Annotated in this window: 13 protein-coding genes and 1 tRNA gene; 8 read left to right on the top strand and 6 right to left on the bottom strand. The window is 70.0% G+C overall.

Annotated elements, in window-relative coordinates:
• Window positions 1–87 precede the first annotated feature (87 nt).
• The gene (locus ABZ928_RS11490; protein WP_361517091.1) at window positions 88–1,221 is read left to right on the top strand and encodes an acyl-CoA dehydrogenase family protein; all 1,134 of its coding nucleotides are present in this window, start codon (window positions 88–90) and stop codon (window positions 1,219–1,221) included.
• A gap of 14 nt (window positions 1,222–1,235) precedes the next feature.
• On the opposite strand, the gene ABZ928_RS11495 is transcribed toward ABZ928_RS11490, so the two are convergent.
• The 5 genes from ABZ928_RS11495 to ABZ928_RS11515 all read right to left on the bottom strand — a co-directional run bounded on the left by ABZ928_RS11495 (window position 1,236) and on the right by ABZ928_RS11515 (window position 5,231).
• Window positions 1,236–1,583 carry a rhodanese-like domain-containing protein gene (locus tag ABZ928_RS11495; protein ID WP_361517093.1) on the bottom strand — a complete coding sequence of 116 codons (348 nt, stop codon included), beginning with the start codon at window positions 1,581–1,583 and terminating at the stop codon, window positions 1,236–1,238.
• Window positions 1,584–1,711: 128 nt separating this feature from the next.
• On the bottom strand, window positions 1,712–2,506 hold the full coding sequence (locus ABZ928_RS11500) for a J domain-containing protein (RefSeq protein ID WP_361517650.1): 795 nt from the start codon (window positions 2,504–2,506) through the stop codon (window positions 1,712–1,714).
• A 228-nt stretch (window positions 2,507–2,734) separates the two neighbouring features.
• Window positions 2,735–3,211, bottom strand: coding sequence for a hypothetical protein (locus tag ABZ928_RS11505; RefSeq protein ID WP_361517094.1), 477 nt, complete (start codon window positions 3,209–3,211; stop codon window positions 2,735–2,737).
• Window positions 3,212–3,248: 37 nt separating this feature from the next.
• The gene (locus tag ABZ928_RS11510; protein WP_361517095.1) at window positions 3,249–4,682 is read right to left on the bottom strand and encodes a DUF2252 domain-containing protein; all 1,434 of its coding nucleotides are present in this window, start codon (window positions 4,680–4,682) and stop codon (window positions 3,249–3,251) included.
• A 198-nt stretch (window positions 4,683–4,880) separates the two neighbouring features.
• On the bottom strand, window positions 4,881–5,231 hold the full coding sequence (locus ABZ928_RS11515) for a helix-turn-helix domain-containing protein (protein WP_361517097.1): 351 nt from the start codon (window positions 5,229–5,231) through the stop codon (window positions 4,881–4,883).
• 109 nt (window positions 5,232–5,340) lie between these two features.
• Here ABZ928_RS11515 and ABZ928_RS11520 point away from each other — a divergent pair, with 109 nt between their 5' ends.
• Window positions 5,341–5,994, top strand: a complete 654-nt coding sequence (locus tag ABZ928_RS11520) for an NAD(P)H-dependent oxidoreductase (RefSeq protein WP_361517098.1) — start codon at window positions 5,341–5,343, stop codon at window positions 5,992–5,994.
• Window positions 5,995–6,131: 137 nt separating this feature from the next.
• Here ABZ928_RS11520 and ABZ928_RS11525 read toward each other — a convergent pair.
• Window positions 6,132–6,215: transfer RNA gene (locus tag ABZ928_RS11525), tRNA-Leu, on the bottom strand.
• 524 nt (window positions 6,216–6,739) lie between these two features.
• Between ABZ928_RS11525 and ABZ928_RS11530 the strand changes: the two genes are divergently transcribed.
• The 6 genes from ABZ928_RS11530 to pknB all read left to right on the top strand — a co-directional run bounded on the left by ABZ928_RS11530 (window position 6,740) and on the right by pknB (window position 14,896).
• On the top strand, window positions 6,740–7,615 hold the full coding sequence (locus ABZ928_RS11530) for a DUF3662 and FHA domain-containing protein (protein ID WP_361517099.1): 876 nt from the start codon (window positions 6,740–6,742) through the stop codon (window positions 7,613–7,615).
• 10 nt (window positions 7,616–7,625) lie between these two features.
• On the top strand, window positions 7,626–8,138 hold the full coding sequence (locus ABZ928_RS11535; protein ID WP_266824712.1) for an FHA domain-containing protein: 513 nt from the start codon (window positions 7,626–7,628) through the stop codon (window positions 8,136–8,138).
• An 89-nt stretch (window positions 8,139–8,227) separates the two neighbouring features.
• A complete protein-coding gene (locus ABZ928_RS11540) occupies window positions 8,228–9,796 on the top strand; it encodes a Stp1/IreP family PP2C-type Ser/Thr phosphatase (RefSeq protein WP_361517651.1) in 1,569 nt (522 codons plus the stop codon).
• Window positions 9,797–9,812: 16 nt separating this feature from the next.
• A complete protein-coding gene (locus ABZ928_RS11545; protein ID WP_361517100.1) occupies window positions 9,813–11,252 on the top strand; it encodes an FtsW/RodA/SpoVE family cell cycle protein in 1,440 nt (479 codons plus the stop codon).
• Window positions 11,249–12,718 carry a penicillin-binding protein 2 gene (locus tag ABZ928_RS11550; RefSeq protein ID WP_361517102.1) on the top strand — a complete coding sequence of 490 codons (1,470 nt, stop codon included), beginning with the start codon at window positions 11,249–11,251 and terminating at the stop codon, window positions 12,716–12,718. The genes ABZ928_RS11545 and ABZ928_RS11550 overlap by 4 nt, the downstream gene beginning before the upstream one ends.
• Before the next feature lie 168 nt (window positions 12,719–12,886).
• Window positions 12,887–14,896 (top strand): Stk1 family PASTA domain-containing Ser/Thr kinase, encoded by a 2,010-nt coding sequence (gene pknB, locus ABZ928_RS11555; RefSeq protein ID WP_361517104.1) that lies wholly within the window; start codon window positions 12,887–12,889, stop codon window positions 14,894–14,896.
• Window positions 14,897–15,010: the final 114 nt, after the last annotated feature.

Below are 15,010 nucleotides of genomic sequence, written 5' to 3' on the forward strand. Positions count from 1 at the left end.
CGGAGGTTGCGGCCCCGTTCCCTTCTTCTAGAACCTGTTCTATCTTGACGCACCGTCAGATCAGTGGCCGTCGGGAGGACAGGGACCGTGGACTTCACCTTCACCGAGGAGCAGCAGGCGGCGGCCGAGGCGGCGCGCGGAGTGTTCGCGGGGGTCGCACCGGACTCGGTGCCCAGCCCGGCACTCACCGTGGGCGCCGTCGCCGACGGCTTCGACCGCGCCCTGTGGAACAAGCTCGCCGAGGCGGACCTGCTGAGCCTGCTGCTGGCGGAGGAACACGGCGGGGCGGGCCTGGACGCGGTAGCGCTGTGCCTCGTACTGGCCGAGTCGGCGAGGGTACTGGCCCGGGTGCCGCTGCTGGAGAGCAGCGCGGCCGCGGCGGCCGTACAGGCCTACGGCAGCAAGGAGTTGAGGTCCGACCTTCTCGCCCGGGCGGGCCGCGGTGCGACCGTCCTGACCGTCGCCGCGAGCGGCCGCACCGGCCACGACCCCGCAGAACTCGCCGTCACCGCACGCCAGGAGGGCCCGGAGTGGGTCCTGGAGGGGGTGCAGACGGCGGTGCCCTGGGCGTACGACGCCGACCGCGTCGTCGTACCCGCGCACACCGCGGCCGGAGCGACGGTGCTCGCGCTCGTCGCACCGGACGGCGAAGGGGTCGTCCTCGCCGAGCAGTTCTCCACCACCGGCGAGCGGCTGGGCGAGCTGCGCCTGGAGTCGGCGCGGATCGCGGCCCGGGACGTCGTCGACGCGGACGGCGCGTGGGAGTGGCTACGGCATCTGCTGACCGTCGGCACCTGCGCGCAAGCCCTCGGTCTCGGCCGCCAGGTCCTGCGGATGACCAGTGAGTACACCGGCAAGCGGGAGCAGTTCGGGTTCCCGGTGGCCACCTTCCAGGCGGTCGCCGTGCAGGCCGCCGACCGCTACATCGACCTCAAGGCGATGGAGGCCACGCTGTGGCAGGCGGCCTGGCGGATCGGCTCCGGCACGCAAGGGGCGCTGCCCGTCTCGGGCGAGGTCGCCGTCGCGAAGATCTGGGCCTCCGAGGGCGTACGCCGGGTCGTGCAGACGGCACAGCATCTGCACGGCGGCTTCGGCGCCGACGTCGACTACCCCCTGCACCGGTACCACGCCTGGGCCAAGCACCTGGAACTGTCGCTCGGCCCGGCAGCGGCCCACGAGGAGACCCTGGGCGACCTGCTGGCGGCCCACCCACTGAGCTGAGCAAGGGGAAGGTCCTAGAGGACGAACGCCGGCGAACCGCTCTCCGTCACCATCGGGCGGCCGGCGCCGTCCCAGGCCAGCATGCCGCCGTCGATGTTCACGGCGTCGATGCCCTGCTGGACCAGATACTGGGTGACCTGCGCGGAGCGACCACCGACACGGCACATCACATAGGCCCGCCGACCGTCCGCCACCGCCTCGGTCACCTCACCGAACCTGGCCACGAAGTCACTCATGGGCACATGCAGCGCACCCTCGACATGCCCCGCGGCGAACTCGTCGGCCTCACGGACATCCAGCACAAGACCGTCAGCCGGAACACCGGCGACATCCACCGAGGGCAAGGCAGCTCCGAAACTCATGGCCCGAGGCTACCTGAGCGACACCGGGAGGCGAGGGCCACGGGATCTGTGCGCACCCGGGGGACACGGCCGACACCAGCGAGCGCATCCGACGAACGCACCCTGCCGACGCCCCCGACTGACGACGCCTACTGCCCCAGCAACTCCGCCAGCTCGCGCTCCCGCTCGGCGACCTGTGCCAGCAGTTGCTCGGCGATCTCCTCCAGGAGGCGGTCGGGGTCGTCCGGGGCCAGCCGGAGCATCGAGCCGATCGCGCTCTCCTCCAGCTCCTTCGCGACCACGGTGATGAGTTCCTTGCGCCGGGCGAGCCACTCCAGGCGGGCGTAGAGCTCCTCGCTCTCCGTCGGCCCCTGCTCCGGCGCCTTCGGCCCCGCGGCCCACTCCTCGGCCAGCTCCCGCAGCAGCGGCTCGTCGCCACGGCCGTAGGCGGCGTTGACCCGGGTGATGAACTCCTCGCGCCGCGCCCGCTCGGTCTCGTCCTGCGCCAGGTCGGGGTGGGCCTTGCGGGCCAGCTCGCGGTAGAGCTTGCGGGCCTCGTCGCTGGGCCGCACCCGCTGCGGGGGCCGCACCGGCTGCTCCGTGAGCATCGCCGCGGCCTCCGGGAACAGCCCGTCCCCGTCCATCCAGCCGTGGAACAGCTCCTCGACACCCGGCATCGGCATCACCCGGGCACGGGCCTCGTCCGCCTTGCGCCGGTCCTCGGGGTCACCGGAACGCTCGGCCCTGACCTCGGCGATCTGCGCGTCCAGCTCGTCGAGCCGGGTGTACATCGGCCCGAGCTTCTGGTGATGGAGCCGGGAGAAGTTCTCGACCTCGACCCGGAAGGTCTCCACCGCGATCTCGTACTCGATCAGCGCCTGCTCGGCGGCCCGCACGGCCCGCTCCAGCCGCTCCTCGGGCCGGGGCACACCGTCCTCGGGCACCGCCCGCGTCCCGCCGGCGACACCCTCCTGCTCAGCTTCCGGGCTAGTCACCCGCCCAGCGTAGGCCACGACGGGGGCGACCCCTTCTGGCGCGGGGCAGCGAACCCACCCAAGGGTCGCGGACCTGCACAGCTATGCGGCTCCGCCGCGTGGGCGCGACCAGCCACAAACAGCCCGCACTCGCCGACGACCAGTCCGCCCCCCTACGAGCAGGCGCCCGGCCCCACCTCACCCGAATCCGGGCGCATCCGGACAATCGGCCGCCACCCACTCCGCCACCAGATCCCCGCACGCCACGATCAGCGTCCCCGGCCGACAGGCGACCTCATGCGTGCAGCCACCCTCATACGGCAGCACCTCGTCGAGAATCACCTCCCCGAGCCCCGCCACATCGCACCCGTCCAGCACATCCACCTGGAACCGCGAGACCCCCACGTACCGGACGACCAGATCCTCGTCGTGCTTCCAGCAGTTGTGCCCGAAGCGGATCTCGATCTCCTCGTCCCCGATACGCCGCACCCGCTCCGGCTTGAGATCCTTCACACACCGCTTGCCGGAGAACGCGTAGTGCCCCGGATCGGTCGCGAAGGCCCGCGCCCCCGGCGGCAGTAGCTCCGCCAGCTCGGGCAGCTTCGCGAGGTACGGCCGCGGGTCGATGATCCCCGTGACCTCCCCGTCCCGCCCGTCGAGATCGACGTACCTCACCGAAGACCCCCCACGCCGCCCACCGGCCGCCCGCCTCTCAGACCCCCATCTCCGCCGCGACCCTCCCCGACCGCACCGCCGCCACCAGTTCCGCGTGGTCCGCCTCCGTGCGGTCGGCATAGGCCACGGCGAACGCGGCGATCGCCTCGTCCAGTTCCTCGTTCTTGCCGCAGTAGCCGGCGACGAGACGCGGGTCGGTGCTGTGGGAGTGGGCGCGGGCCAGGAGCGCGCCGGTCATGCGGCCGTAGTCGTCTATCTGGTCGGCGGCGAGCGCGGCGGGGTCGACGCTGCCCTTGCGGTTGCGGAACTGCCGCACCTGGAAGGGCCGCCCCTCGACCGATGTCCAGCCCAGCAGGATGTCGCTGACGACCTGCATCCGCTTCTGCCCGAGGACGACCCGGCGGCCCTCGTGCTCGACGACGGGCGCCTCGAAGCCGGCGGTCACCAGGTGCGGCAGCAGCGCCGAGGGGCGGGCCTCCTTGACCTGGAGGACCAGCGGTTCGCCCCGGTGGTCGAGGAGCAGCACCACGTACGACCGCGTGCCCACGCTGCCCGTGCCGACGACCCGGAAGGCGACGTCGTGCACCGCGTGCCGGGACAGCAGCGGAAGCCGGTCCTCGGAGAGCGACTCCACGTACTGCTCCAGGGACCCGGCCACCGCAGCGGCCTCCGCGTCCGGCACGCGCCGCAGCACCGGCGGGGCGTCCACGAACCGGCGCCCGCCGTCCTCGGTCGGCTCCGTCGACTTCGCCGCGAACCGCCCGCTGGTGTTGGCCCGCGCCTTCTCGGAGACCCGTTGCAGGGTGCCGACCAGGTCGTGGGCGTCGGTGTGGGAGACGAGCTCCTCGTCCGCGATGGCGTTCCACGCGTCCAGCACCGGGAGCTTGGCCAGCAGCCGCATCGTGCGCCGGTACGCGCCGACCGCGCCGTGCGCCGCGCTGCGGCAGGTGTCCTCGTCGGCGCCCGCCTCCCGCCCCGCGAGCACCAGCGACGCGGCGAGCCGCTTGAGGTCCCACTCCCAGGGCCCGCTGACCGTCTCGTCGAAGTCGTTGAGATCGATGACGAGGTCACCGCGCGCGTCCCCGTACAGACCGAAGTTGGCCGCGTGGGCGTCGCCGCAGATCTGGGCGCGGATCCGGGTCATGGGGGTGCGCGCCAGGTCGTACGCCATGAGGCCCGCCGAGCCGCGCAGGAACGCGAAGGGCGTGGCCGCCATGCGTCCGACGCGTATCGGGGTGAGTTCGGGGATACGGCCGCGGCTGGACTCCTCGACCGCGCTCACCGCGTCGGGCCGCGAGCCGTCCAGGTCGAGCGCGACGTGCGCCCCGCGCGGGACCTTCCGCCGCAGCGCCTTGCCCTCTTCCTTGGGCGAGCCCTGCGCGGGCCACTCGGCGAAACCGCGCGCCCGCGGCAGCCTGCGCCCCGCCTCCACGGAAACCTCCGCAGCAGTCCCGGTACCGACCTCGGTCACACCGACCGCCTCCCCCGAACACGAACCCGCATGCCTGTACGCACGCACCGAACATCAACTCGTCCAGACCGTACCGCCGGTGGCCGAAACGCGTCAGACCCTGTGGACAACTCCACGGCTGTGGGAAACCCCGCTCACCGCACCGCCAGGCACCGCCCGGTCACCGCACCGCCCCCACCGCCCGGCCCCGCGGAGCGCCTAGCACCCGCTGCCCGGCAGATGCACCTTCGACCAGTCCCGCAGCGCCGCGAACGCCGGCTCCAGCGCCGCCCCCGCCTCCGTGAGCCGGTACGACACCCGCAGCGGAGGTCCCTCGTCGACCTCGCGCAGGACGAGCCCGGCGGCGGCCAGCTCGGTGAGGCGGTCGGAGAGCATCCGCTCGCTGATGCCGGGGATCGCCCGGCGCAGGTCGACGAAGTACGCGGGACCCGGGGTGAGGACGGCCACGATCGGGCCGGTCCAGCGCTTACCGAGCAGCTGGAAGACCCGGGTGATCCCGTCGTCCACCCGCCTGCACGCCTCCGTGCCGTGACTCTCCTCGACCGTCATACCCCTCAGGGTACTGCGCTCCCGTATGGGGATGAAAAAAAGTAAGTCCCTGTGTTATCAATAGTCGAGTACGAACTATTAGCCACGCACCGCTCCTCAGGAGATCCCCATGGCCACGCTGCTGCACATCGACTCCTCCGTGTTCCCGCACGGCGCCTCCTCCTCCCGCTCCGTCACGGACGCCTTCCGCAGGACCTGGGAGGAGCAGCACCCCGAGGGCACGGTGATCTACCGCGACCTCGCCGCCGACCCCGTGCCGCACATCACCGCCGACGCCCACACCGCCGGCTTCTCCGATCCGGCCACGCACACCCCCGAGCAGGCCGCGGCCTTCCACGCGCGCGTGCGACTGATCGAGGAACTGGAGGGGGCGGACGCCGTACTGATAGGCGCCCCCATGTACAACTTCGCGATCCCCTCGACCCTCAAGGCCTGGCTCGACAACGTGATCCTCATGGGCCGCACCTTCATGACCGAGGAATCGAAGATCGCCGGCACCCCGGTCACCGTCGTCGCCAGCCGCGGCGGCTCCTACGCGCCGGGCACCCCGCGCGAGGGCTACGAGTACGTGCAGAACTATCTGCAGGCGGTGCTCGGCGACACCCTCGCCCTGGACGTCGACTTCATCGTCCCAGAGCTGACCATGGCCCCGCAGAACCCGGCGATGGCCGAACTGGTCCCCCTCTACGAGGCCTCCCGCACCCGCACCCTCCAGGAGGCGGAGGCCAGGGCGAAGACCCTCACCGAGCGCCTGGCCGCATAGGCCTTCGCCCGGGAGCACATCGTGTGATTGTCCTCACCACGCGGCGACGCCCGCGGCCCCGCCGAACGGCAGCGCCACGGGCGCGTGCGGACAACGCAAAAGCCCCGCAGGTCCGAGACCTGCGGGGCTTCCAGCTGTGCGCGAGGGGGGAGTTGAACCCCCACGCCCTTGCGGGCACTGGAACCTGAATCCAGCGCGTCTGCCTATTCCGCCACCCGCGCATTGGGTGTGTCCTCAGGCCCTCTTCCCCTTGGGGCTGGCGCCTTCCGACATCCAGAACATTAGCACGCTGGCAGGGGTGGATTCACATCCCTTATCCAGGGCAGCCGCCCACCAGGACGACCGCCAGCACGGCCGACAGCACCCCCACCAGCGCCGTCGCCGACGCCCGCCCGAGAAGCCACCAACCCGCCGGGTCCCCGGCTACGTATCAACCCATGTCTGTTCACGTATCAACCTCGTACCGGTACCGCCCGTCTCCCCAGGAGCCGGTCGGGGTCCACAGTCAGGTGCGGGACACTTGTCTGCGGCCGCCTCTACGATCCTTGACAGGAGAGGAGTCGGCCCGGGGAGTTCGAAGAGGAGCTCCACAGGGAACTTCGGAGGCGTCGACACCCGTCGACGGGGCCGACAGGGGGAACCAGCCGATTGACCGGCGCGTGGATACGATCAGTAAGCAGTACCAGGTAAGGCAGTACCCGCTCTGCGGGGTGCAGGACGGCAGCAGCTACGGAGGAGGTGCCCCATGGGAGTCCTGAAGAAGTTCGAGCAGCGCCTCGAAGGTCTGGTCAACGGCACCTTCGCCAAGGTGTTCAAGTCCGAGGTACAGCCCGTGGAGATCGCGGGAGCGCTCCAGCGCGAGTGCGACAACAACGCGACCATCTGGAACCGCGACCGCACGGTCGTACCCAACGACTTCATCGTGGAGTTGAGCACACCGGACTTCGAGCGCCTGAGCCCCTACTCCGGGCAGCTCGGCGACGAACTCGCCGGCATGGTGCGCGACTACGCCAAGCAGCAGCGCTACACCTTCATGGGCCCCATCAAGGTCCACCTGGAGAAGGCCGACGACCTCGACACCGGCCTGTACCGGGTGCGCAGCCGCACGCTCGCCTCCTCCACCAACCAGCAGGCCCCCGGTGCGGCCGCCCCGGCCGCCAGGCCGACGGCCCCCAGCGGCTACGGCTACCCGCAGCCCGCCGCTCCCGCGGCAGCCCCGGGCGCCCCGCCCATGCCCGCCGCGCCGCCGCCCGGCGGCCGCCCCGGCGGTTACGGATACCCGCAGCCCGCCCAGGCCCCGCGCTCCGGCGGACCGGCCGGAGCGCCGGCGCCCGGCGCACGCACCCGCCACTGGATCGAGATCAACGGCGCCCGCCATCAGATCTCCCGCGCGACGCTCGTGCTGGGCCGCAGCACCGAGGCCGACGTGCGGATCGACGACCCCGGCGTCTCCCGCCGGCACTGTGAGATCCGGACCGGAACGCCCTCGACCGTCCAGGATCTCGGATCCACCAACGGCATCGTGGTGGACGGGCAGCACACCACCCGCGCTACGCTCCGCGACGGCTCGCGGATCGTCGTGGGCAGCACCACCATCATTTACCGGCAAGCCGAAGGGTGAAGCGGGGGCAATGTCAGAGCTGACCCTCACGGTCATGCGGCTGGGTTTCCTGGCCGTACTGTGGCTGTTCGTGATCGTGGCCGTGCAGGTCATCCGCAGCGACCTGTTCGGTACGCGCGTCACCCAGCGCGGGGCCAGGCGAGAGGCCGCCCGGCCGCAGCAGGCCCAGCGGCAGCAGGCGCCCCCGCAGCAGCGCCAGCAGCCCGCCGCCGGCCGCCGCGGCCGTAACGCCCCCAGCAAGCTGGTCGTCAGCGAGGGCACCCTCACCGGCACCACCGTCGCGCTCCAGGGCCAGACCATCACGCTGGGCCGGGCGCACGACAGCACCATCGTGCTGGACGACGACTACGCCTCCAGCAGGCACGCCAGGATCTACCCCGACCGGGACGGCCAGTGGATCGTCGAGGACCTCGGATCCACCAACGGCACATACCTGGACCGGAGCCGGCTGACGACCCCCACACCGATTCCGCTGGGCGCGCCGATCCGCATCGGCAAGACAGTCATCGAGCTGCGGAAGTAGTGCTACATCATGAATAGGCGCGAGCGGAGCGAGCACGCGGTGGCCGACGGCCCCGGCGCGCTCCCGACCGGAGGGTGGGCACCGTGCGGATGTACCCGGAGCCGACGGGCGAGGTGCGCATGAGTCTGTCACTGCGCTTCGCCGCCGGATCGCACAAAGGCATGATCCGCGAGGGCAACGAGGACTCCGGATACGCCGGTCCCCGTCTGCTCGCGATCGCCGACGGCATGGGCGGCGCCGCCGCCGGTGAGGTCGCCTCCTCCGAGGCCATCTCCACCATCGTCGCCCTCGACGACGACGTGCCCGGATCCGACGTCCTCACCTCCCTCGGCACCGCCGTCCAGCGCGCCAACGACCAACTGCGCGCCCTGGTCGAGGAGGACCCCCAGCTCGAAGGCATGGGCACCACGCTCACCGCCCTCCTGTGGACCGGCCAGCGACTCGGCCTCGTCCACGTCGGCGACTCGCGCGCCTACCTGCTGCGCGACGGCGTCCTCACCCAGATCACCCAGGACCACACCTGGGTGCAGCGCCTCGTCGACGAAGGCCGCATCACCGAGGAAGAGGCCACCACCCACCCGCAGCGCTCCCTGCTGATGCGCGCGCTGGGCAGCGGCGAGCACGTCGAACCCGACCTCTCCATCCGCGAGGTCCGCGCCGGCGACCGCTACCTCATCTGCTCCGACGGACTGTCCGGCGTCGTCTCCCACCAGACCCTCGAAGACACCCTCGCCAGCTACCAGGGCCCCCAGGAGACCGTGCAGGAGCTCATCCAGCTCGCCCTGCGCGGCGGCGGCCCCGACAACATCACCGTCATCGTCGCCGACGTACTCGACCTCGACACCGGAGACACCCTCGCCGGGCAGCTCTCCGACACCCCGGTCGTCGTCGGCGCGGTCGCCGAGAACCAGCTCCAGCTGCACGACAACGGCATCATGCAGACCCCCGCGGGCCGCGCCTCCGGACTCGGCCGGCAGGTACCGGGACAGGGCGGGGGCGGCGAGTTCGGCCCGCCCGGCTCCGGCGACGTCACCGGATTCATCCCCACCGACGGCTTCGGCGACTACAGCGACGAGGACTTCGTCAAGCCCCGCAAGGGCCGCAAATGGCTGAAGAGATCCCTCTACATCGCGCTCACCCTCGGCGTCATCGGCGGCGGCCTCTACGGCGGCTGGCGCTGGACCCAGACCCAGTACTACGTCGCCGCCAACGGTGAGCACGTCGCCCTGTACCGGGGCATCAGCCAGGACCTGGCCTGGGTCTCCCTCTCGAAGGTCGACAAGGACCACCCCGAGATCGAACTCAAGTACCTGCCGCCCTACCAGCAGAAGCTCGTCGAAGGCACCATCGCCGAGGGCGACCGCAGCACCGCCCAGAAGAAGATCGACGAACTCGCCTTCCAGGCCACCGCCTGCAAGAAGAAGGCCGAACAGCAGCAGGCCGAGAGCGAGAAGAACTCCAAGACCGGCGAAGGCGAGGCCGGAGGCACCACGGGAACCACCAAGACGTCCCTCACGTCCAAGGCCTCACCGACCCCGTCCACCTCGACCTCACCGTCCCCGAACGCTTCCGCAACCCCGACCGCACCCACCACACCCAGCCCCGGCCCCACTCTCTCGGAGGAAGAGCAGAAGGCCGCCGAACAGTGCGGTACGTGAGAGGCCCCGTCACACGATGAGCAGTACAACCAACACGTCGACGCACCACACGTCCACGATCGGCTCGATCGGCACCCCGAGCCGGCGCAACACCGAGCTCGCCCTGCTCGTGTTCGCCGTCGTCATCCCGGTCTTCGCCTACGCCAACGTAGGCCTCGCCATCAACGACGAGGTGCCCTCCGGCCTGCTCAGCTACGGCCTGGGCCTCGGCCTCCTGGCCGGCGTCGGCCACCTCGTCGTACGCAAATTCGCGCCGTACGCCGACCCCCTGCTGCTGCCGCTCGCCACGCTCCTCAACGGACTCGGCCTCGTCGTCATCTGGCGCCTCGACCAGTCCGACCTGCTCCAGTCCATCAAGCAGGCCGGCACCGCAGCCCCACGCCAGCTGATGTACACCGCCATGGGCATCGGCCTGTTCATCGTGGTGCTGATCTTCCTCAAGGACCACCGCGTCCTTCAGCGCTACACCTACATCTCCATGGTCGGCGCGCTGTTCCTGCTGCTGCTCCCGCTCGTACCGGGCCTCGGCCAGAACATCTACGGCGCCAAGATCTGGATCTCGGTCGCCGGATTCTCCATCCAGCCCGGCGAGTTCGCGAAGATCGTCCTCGCGATCTTCTTCGCCGGCTACCTCATGGTGAAACGCGACGCCCTCGCCCTCGCCAGCCGCCGCTTCATCGGCCTCTACCTGCCGCGCGGCCGCGACCTCGGACCGATCATCGTCGTCTGGATGATCTCCATCCTCATCCTGGTCTTCGAGACCGACCTCGGCACCTCGCTGCTGTTCTTCGGAATGTTCGTCATCATGCTGTACGTCGCCACCGAGCGGACCAGCTGGATCGTCTTCGGTCTGATGATGTCCGCGGTCGGCGCCGTCGGCGTCGCCTCCTTCGAACCGCACATCCAGCAGCGCGTCGACGCCTGGCTCGACCCGATGAAGGAGTACACGCTCTCCCGGCAGGGCGTCGGCGGCCACTCCGAACAGGCCATGCAGGCCCTGTGGGCGTTCGGCTCCGGCGGCACCCTCGGCACCGGCCTCGGCCAGGGCCACTCCGACCTCATCCGGTTCGCCGCCAACTCCGACTTCATCCTCGCCACCTTCGGCGAGGAACTCGGACTCGCCGGCATCATGGCGATCCTGCTGATCTACGCACTCATCGTCGAACGCGGCGTACGCACCGCCCTCGCCGCCCGCGACCCCTTCGGCAAACTCCTCGCCATCGGCCTCTCCGGCGCCTTCGCCCTCCAGGTCTTCGTCGTCGCCGGCGGCGTCATGGGCCTCATCCCCCTCACCGGCATGACCATGCCGTTCCTGGCGTACGGCGGATCCTCCGTCATCGCCAACTGGGCCCTCATCGGCATCCTGCTGCGCATCAGCGACACCGCCCGCCGCCCCGCGCCGGCCCCCGCCCCCAACCCCGACGCCGAGATGACCCAGGTGGTCCGCCCGACATGAACAAGCCCCTGCGCCGGATCGCGATCTTCTGCGGGCTCCTGGTCCTCACCCTGCTCATCCGCGACAACTGGCTCCAGTACCTCAAGGCCGACGACCTGCGCACCGACACCGCCAACCGCCGGGTCGCCATCGAGCGCTACGCCACCCCGCGCGGCGACATCATCGTCGACGGCAAGGCCATCACCGGCCACACCACCACCTCCGGCGACTTCAAGTACAAGCGCACCTACAAAGACGGCGCCATGTGGGCGCCCGTCACCGGCTTCGTCTCCCAGTCCTACGGCGCCAACCAGCTGGAGAACCTCGAGGACGGCATCCTCACCGGCAACGACGACCGGCTCTTCTTCCGCAACACCCTCGACATGATCACGGGCAAGGCGAAGGAGGGCGGCAACGTCGTCACCACCCTCAACGCCGCCGCCCAGAAGGCCGCCTACGAGGGCCTCGCCAAGCGCGGCAAGGGCGCCGTCGTCGCCCTCGAGCCCTCCACCGGCAAGATCCTGGCGCTGGCCTCCTACCCCTCCTACGACCCGGGGACCATCGCCGGCGGCAGCGACTCGGACGCGGCGGCCTGGAAGAAGCTCGACAAGAAGAACAACCCCGACGACCCCATGCTCAACCGGGCCCTGCGCGAGGTCTACCCGCCCGGCTCCACCTTCAAGGTCCTCACCGCGGCCGCCGCCCTCCAGAACGGCCTCTACGACGATGCCGACGAAAAGACCAAGTCGCCGCTGCCCTGGACCCTGCCCGGCACGGTCACCCCGCTGAAGAACGAGGGCAACATCCCCTGCGAGAACGCCACCATGCGCGTCGCCCTCCAGTGGTCCTGCAACACCGTCTTCGGCAAGATCGGCTACGACCTCGGCAACGACAAGATGCTGGAAGAGGCCAAGAAGTTCGGCTTCACCGAGGAGCAGTTCACCCCGGTCCGCTCCAGCGCCTCCGTCTTCTCCGACGACATGGCCGACTCCGAGGTCGCCCTCTCCTCCATCGGCCAGTTCAACACCGCCGCGACCCCCCTCCAGATGGCCATGGTCGCCTCCGCGGTCGCCAACGACGGCAAGCTCATGAAGCCGTACATGGTCGACGAGCTCCAGGCCTCCAACCTCGACGTCATCGAGAAGAACGACCCGACCGAGTACAGCCAGCCGCTGTCGGCGGACAACGCGCAGATCCTCCAGTCGATGATGGAGACCGTCGTCAAGGACGGCACCGGCAAGACCGCCCAGATCGACGGCGTCACCGTCGGCGGCAAGACCGGCACCGCCCAGCACGGCGAGAACAACAGCAAGAACCCGTACGCCTGGTTCATCTCGTACGCCAAGCTCGCCGACGGCAGCAAGCCGGTCGCCGTCGCCGTGGTCGTCGAGGACGAGAGCGCCGTCCGCGAGAACATCTCCGGCAGCGGCCTCGCGGCGCCGATCGCGAAGAGCGTGATGGAGGCGGTCATCGGCACCAAGAAGTGACCCCCATCACGTCCCCTTCACATCGGTGCACGTTGCGATACCGGTCCTGTATCGGGTGACGCACTTGGACAGGTCACACAAAGCCAGCCGGGTACGGTAGGCCCGGACGGCAGCCTCCGACCGCACACCAGTGCCGGTCGGGACCGACGGAGAGGGCTGGTAGGAGCTATGGAAGAGCCGCGTCGCCTCGGCGGCCGGTACGAGCTGGGCCAGGTGCTCGGCCGTGGTGGCATGGCGGAGGTCTACCTCGCGCATGACACCCGTCTCGGCCGCACCGTTGCCGTGAAGACGCTGCGCGCGGACCTCGCGCGCGACCCGTCCTTCCAGGCCCGGTTCCGCCGGGAGGCCCAGTCGGCCGCCTCGCTCAACCATCCCGCGATCGTCGCGGTCTACGACACGGGCGAGGACTACATCGACGGGGTCTCGATCCCGTACATCGTCATGGAGTACGTCGACGGCTCCACGCTCCGCGAACTGCTGCACTCCGGCCGCCGGCTGCTGCCGGAGCGCACCCTGGAGATGACGATCGGCATCCTCCAGGCCCTGGAGTACTCCCACCGGGCCGGCATCGTCCACCGCGACATCAAGCCGGCCAACGTCATGCTGACGCGCAACGGCCAGGTCAAGGTCATGGACTTCGGCATCGCCCGCGCCATGGGCGACTCCGGCATGACGATGACGCAGACGTCCGCGGTCATCGGCACAGCCCAGTACCTCTCGCCCGAGCAGGCGAAGGGCGAGCCGGTCGACAACAGGTCCGACCTGTATTCAACCGGCTGCCTGTTGTACGAACTCCTCACGGTCCGCCCGCCGTTCGTGGGCGACTCCCCGGTGGCCGTCGCCTACCAGCACGTCCGCGAAGAGGCCCAGCCCCCGTCGGTCTTCGACCCCGAGATCACGCCCGAGATGGACGCGATCGTGTTGAAGGCCCTCGTCAAGGACCCCAACTACCGCTACCAGTCCGCCGACGAGATGCGCCTCGACATCGAGGCCTGCCTCGACGGGCAGCCCGTCGCGGCAACGGCGGCCATGGGCTCGGTCGGCTACGGCGCCTACCCCGACGACCAGCCCACCACCGCCCTGCGCTCCGCCGACGCCGGCGCCACGTCGATGATGCCGCCCATGAACCCGGACGACCCGGGCTACGGCGGCTACGACGACCGCCCGGACCGCCGCCGCCAGCAGAAGAAGAACAACACCTCGACGATCCTCCTGGTCGTCGCGGCCGTTCTCGTGCTTGTCGGCGCGATCCTCATCGGGAAGTGGGCGTTCAGCGGCAACAACGCGGCCGACGATCAGGTGGCGGTGCCGAGGTTCATCGGCGAGACGCTGGACAGCGCCAAGACGATGGCGACCAACAGCGATCTCAAGCTGGCCACCACCGAGAAGACCTGCGAGAACCAGCCCAAGGGCAACATCTGCACGCAGGACCCTGATCCGAACACCAAGGTGGACAAGCAGTCCACCATCAACCTGGTGGTCTCGACGGGCGCCCCGAAGGTCACCGTGCCCAGCGTCATCGGCGACCAGTTCGACGATGCCAAGCAGCGACTTGAAGGCGACGACTACGGTCTCATCGTCAAGAAGAAGGAGAAGGAGTCCACCGAGGAAACGGGCTCCGTCCTCGACCAGAACCCGGTCTTCGGCAAGGAAGTCGAAAAGGGCACGACGATCACCCTCACCGTCGCCACGGAGATCCAGAAGTCCACGGTCCCGGACGTCGCCGGCAAGACCTGCGACGAGGCCAAGGCGCAGATGACGCAGAACGAGCTCAGCGGCAACTGCGTCGAGCAGGAGACCGAGGACGACAACCTGGTCGGCAAGGTCATCAGCACCAACCCGACGGCCGGCTCCTCGGTCGACAAGAACTCGACGGTGCAGATCACCATCGGCAAGGCCGCCGAGGACGAGCAGGTCCAGGTGCCGACGGTGACCCAGATGACCGTCAAGGACGCCAGGAAGACCCTTGAGGACAACGGTCTGTCCGTGGGGCAGATCGGCGGCTCCTCGGACGACAACGCCATCGTCCTCACCCAGGACCCGCAGCCGGGCACCACGGTCGCCGAAGGCACCGCGGTCAACCTGGTCGCCGTGGCCCAGAACAACAACGGCGGCAACAACGGCGGCACCAACTTCTTCGGCGGCACCACCGGAACGGCGGCCCGCACCGAGGACTGACCTCGCCCTCCGGCGACAGCTGAGCCCCGGCACCCTGGTGACAGGATGCCGGGGCTCAGTCGTAGGCGGCCGACCAGCGTTCGGTCAGTACAGCTCGGTCAGGTCAGTACAGCC

This window comes from Streptomyces sp. NPDC046909 (assembly GCF_040644695.1).
GTDB lineage: Bacteria > Actinomycetota > Actinomycetes > Streptomycetales > Streptomycetaceae > Streptomyces.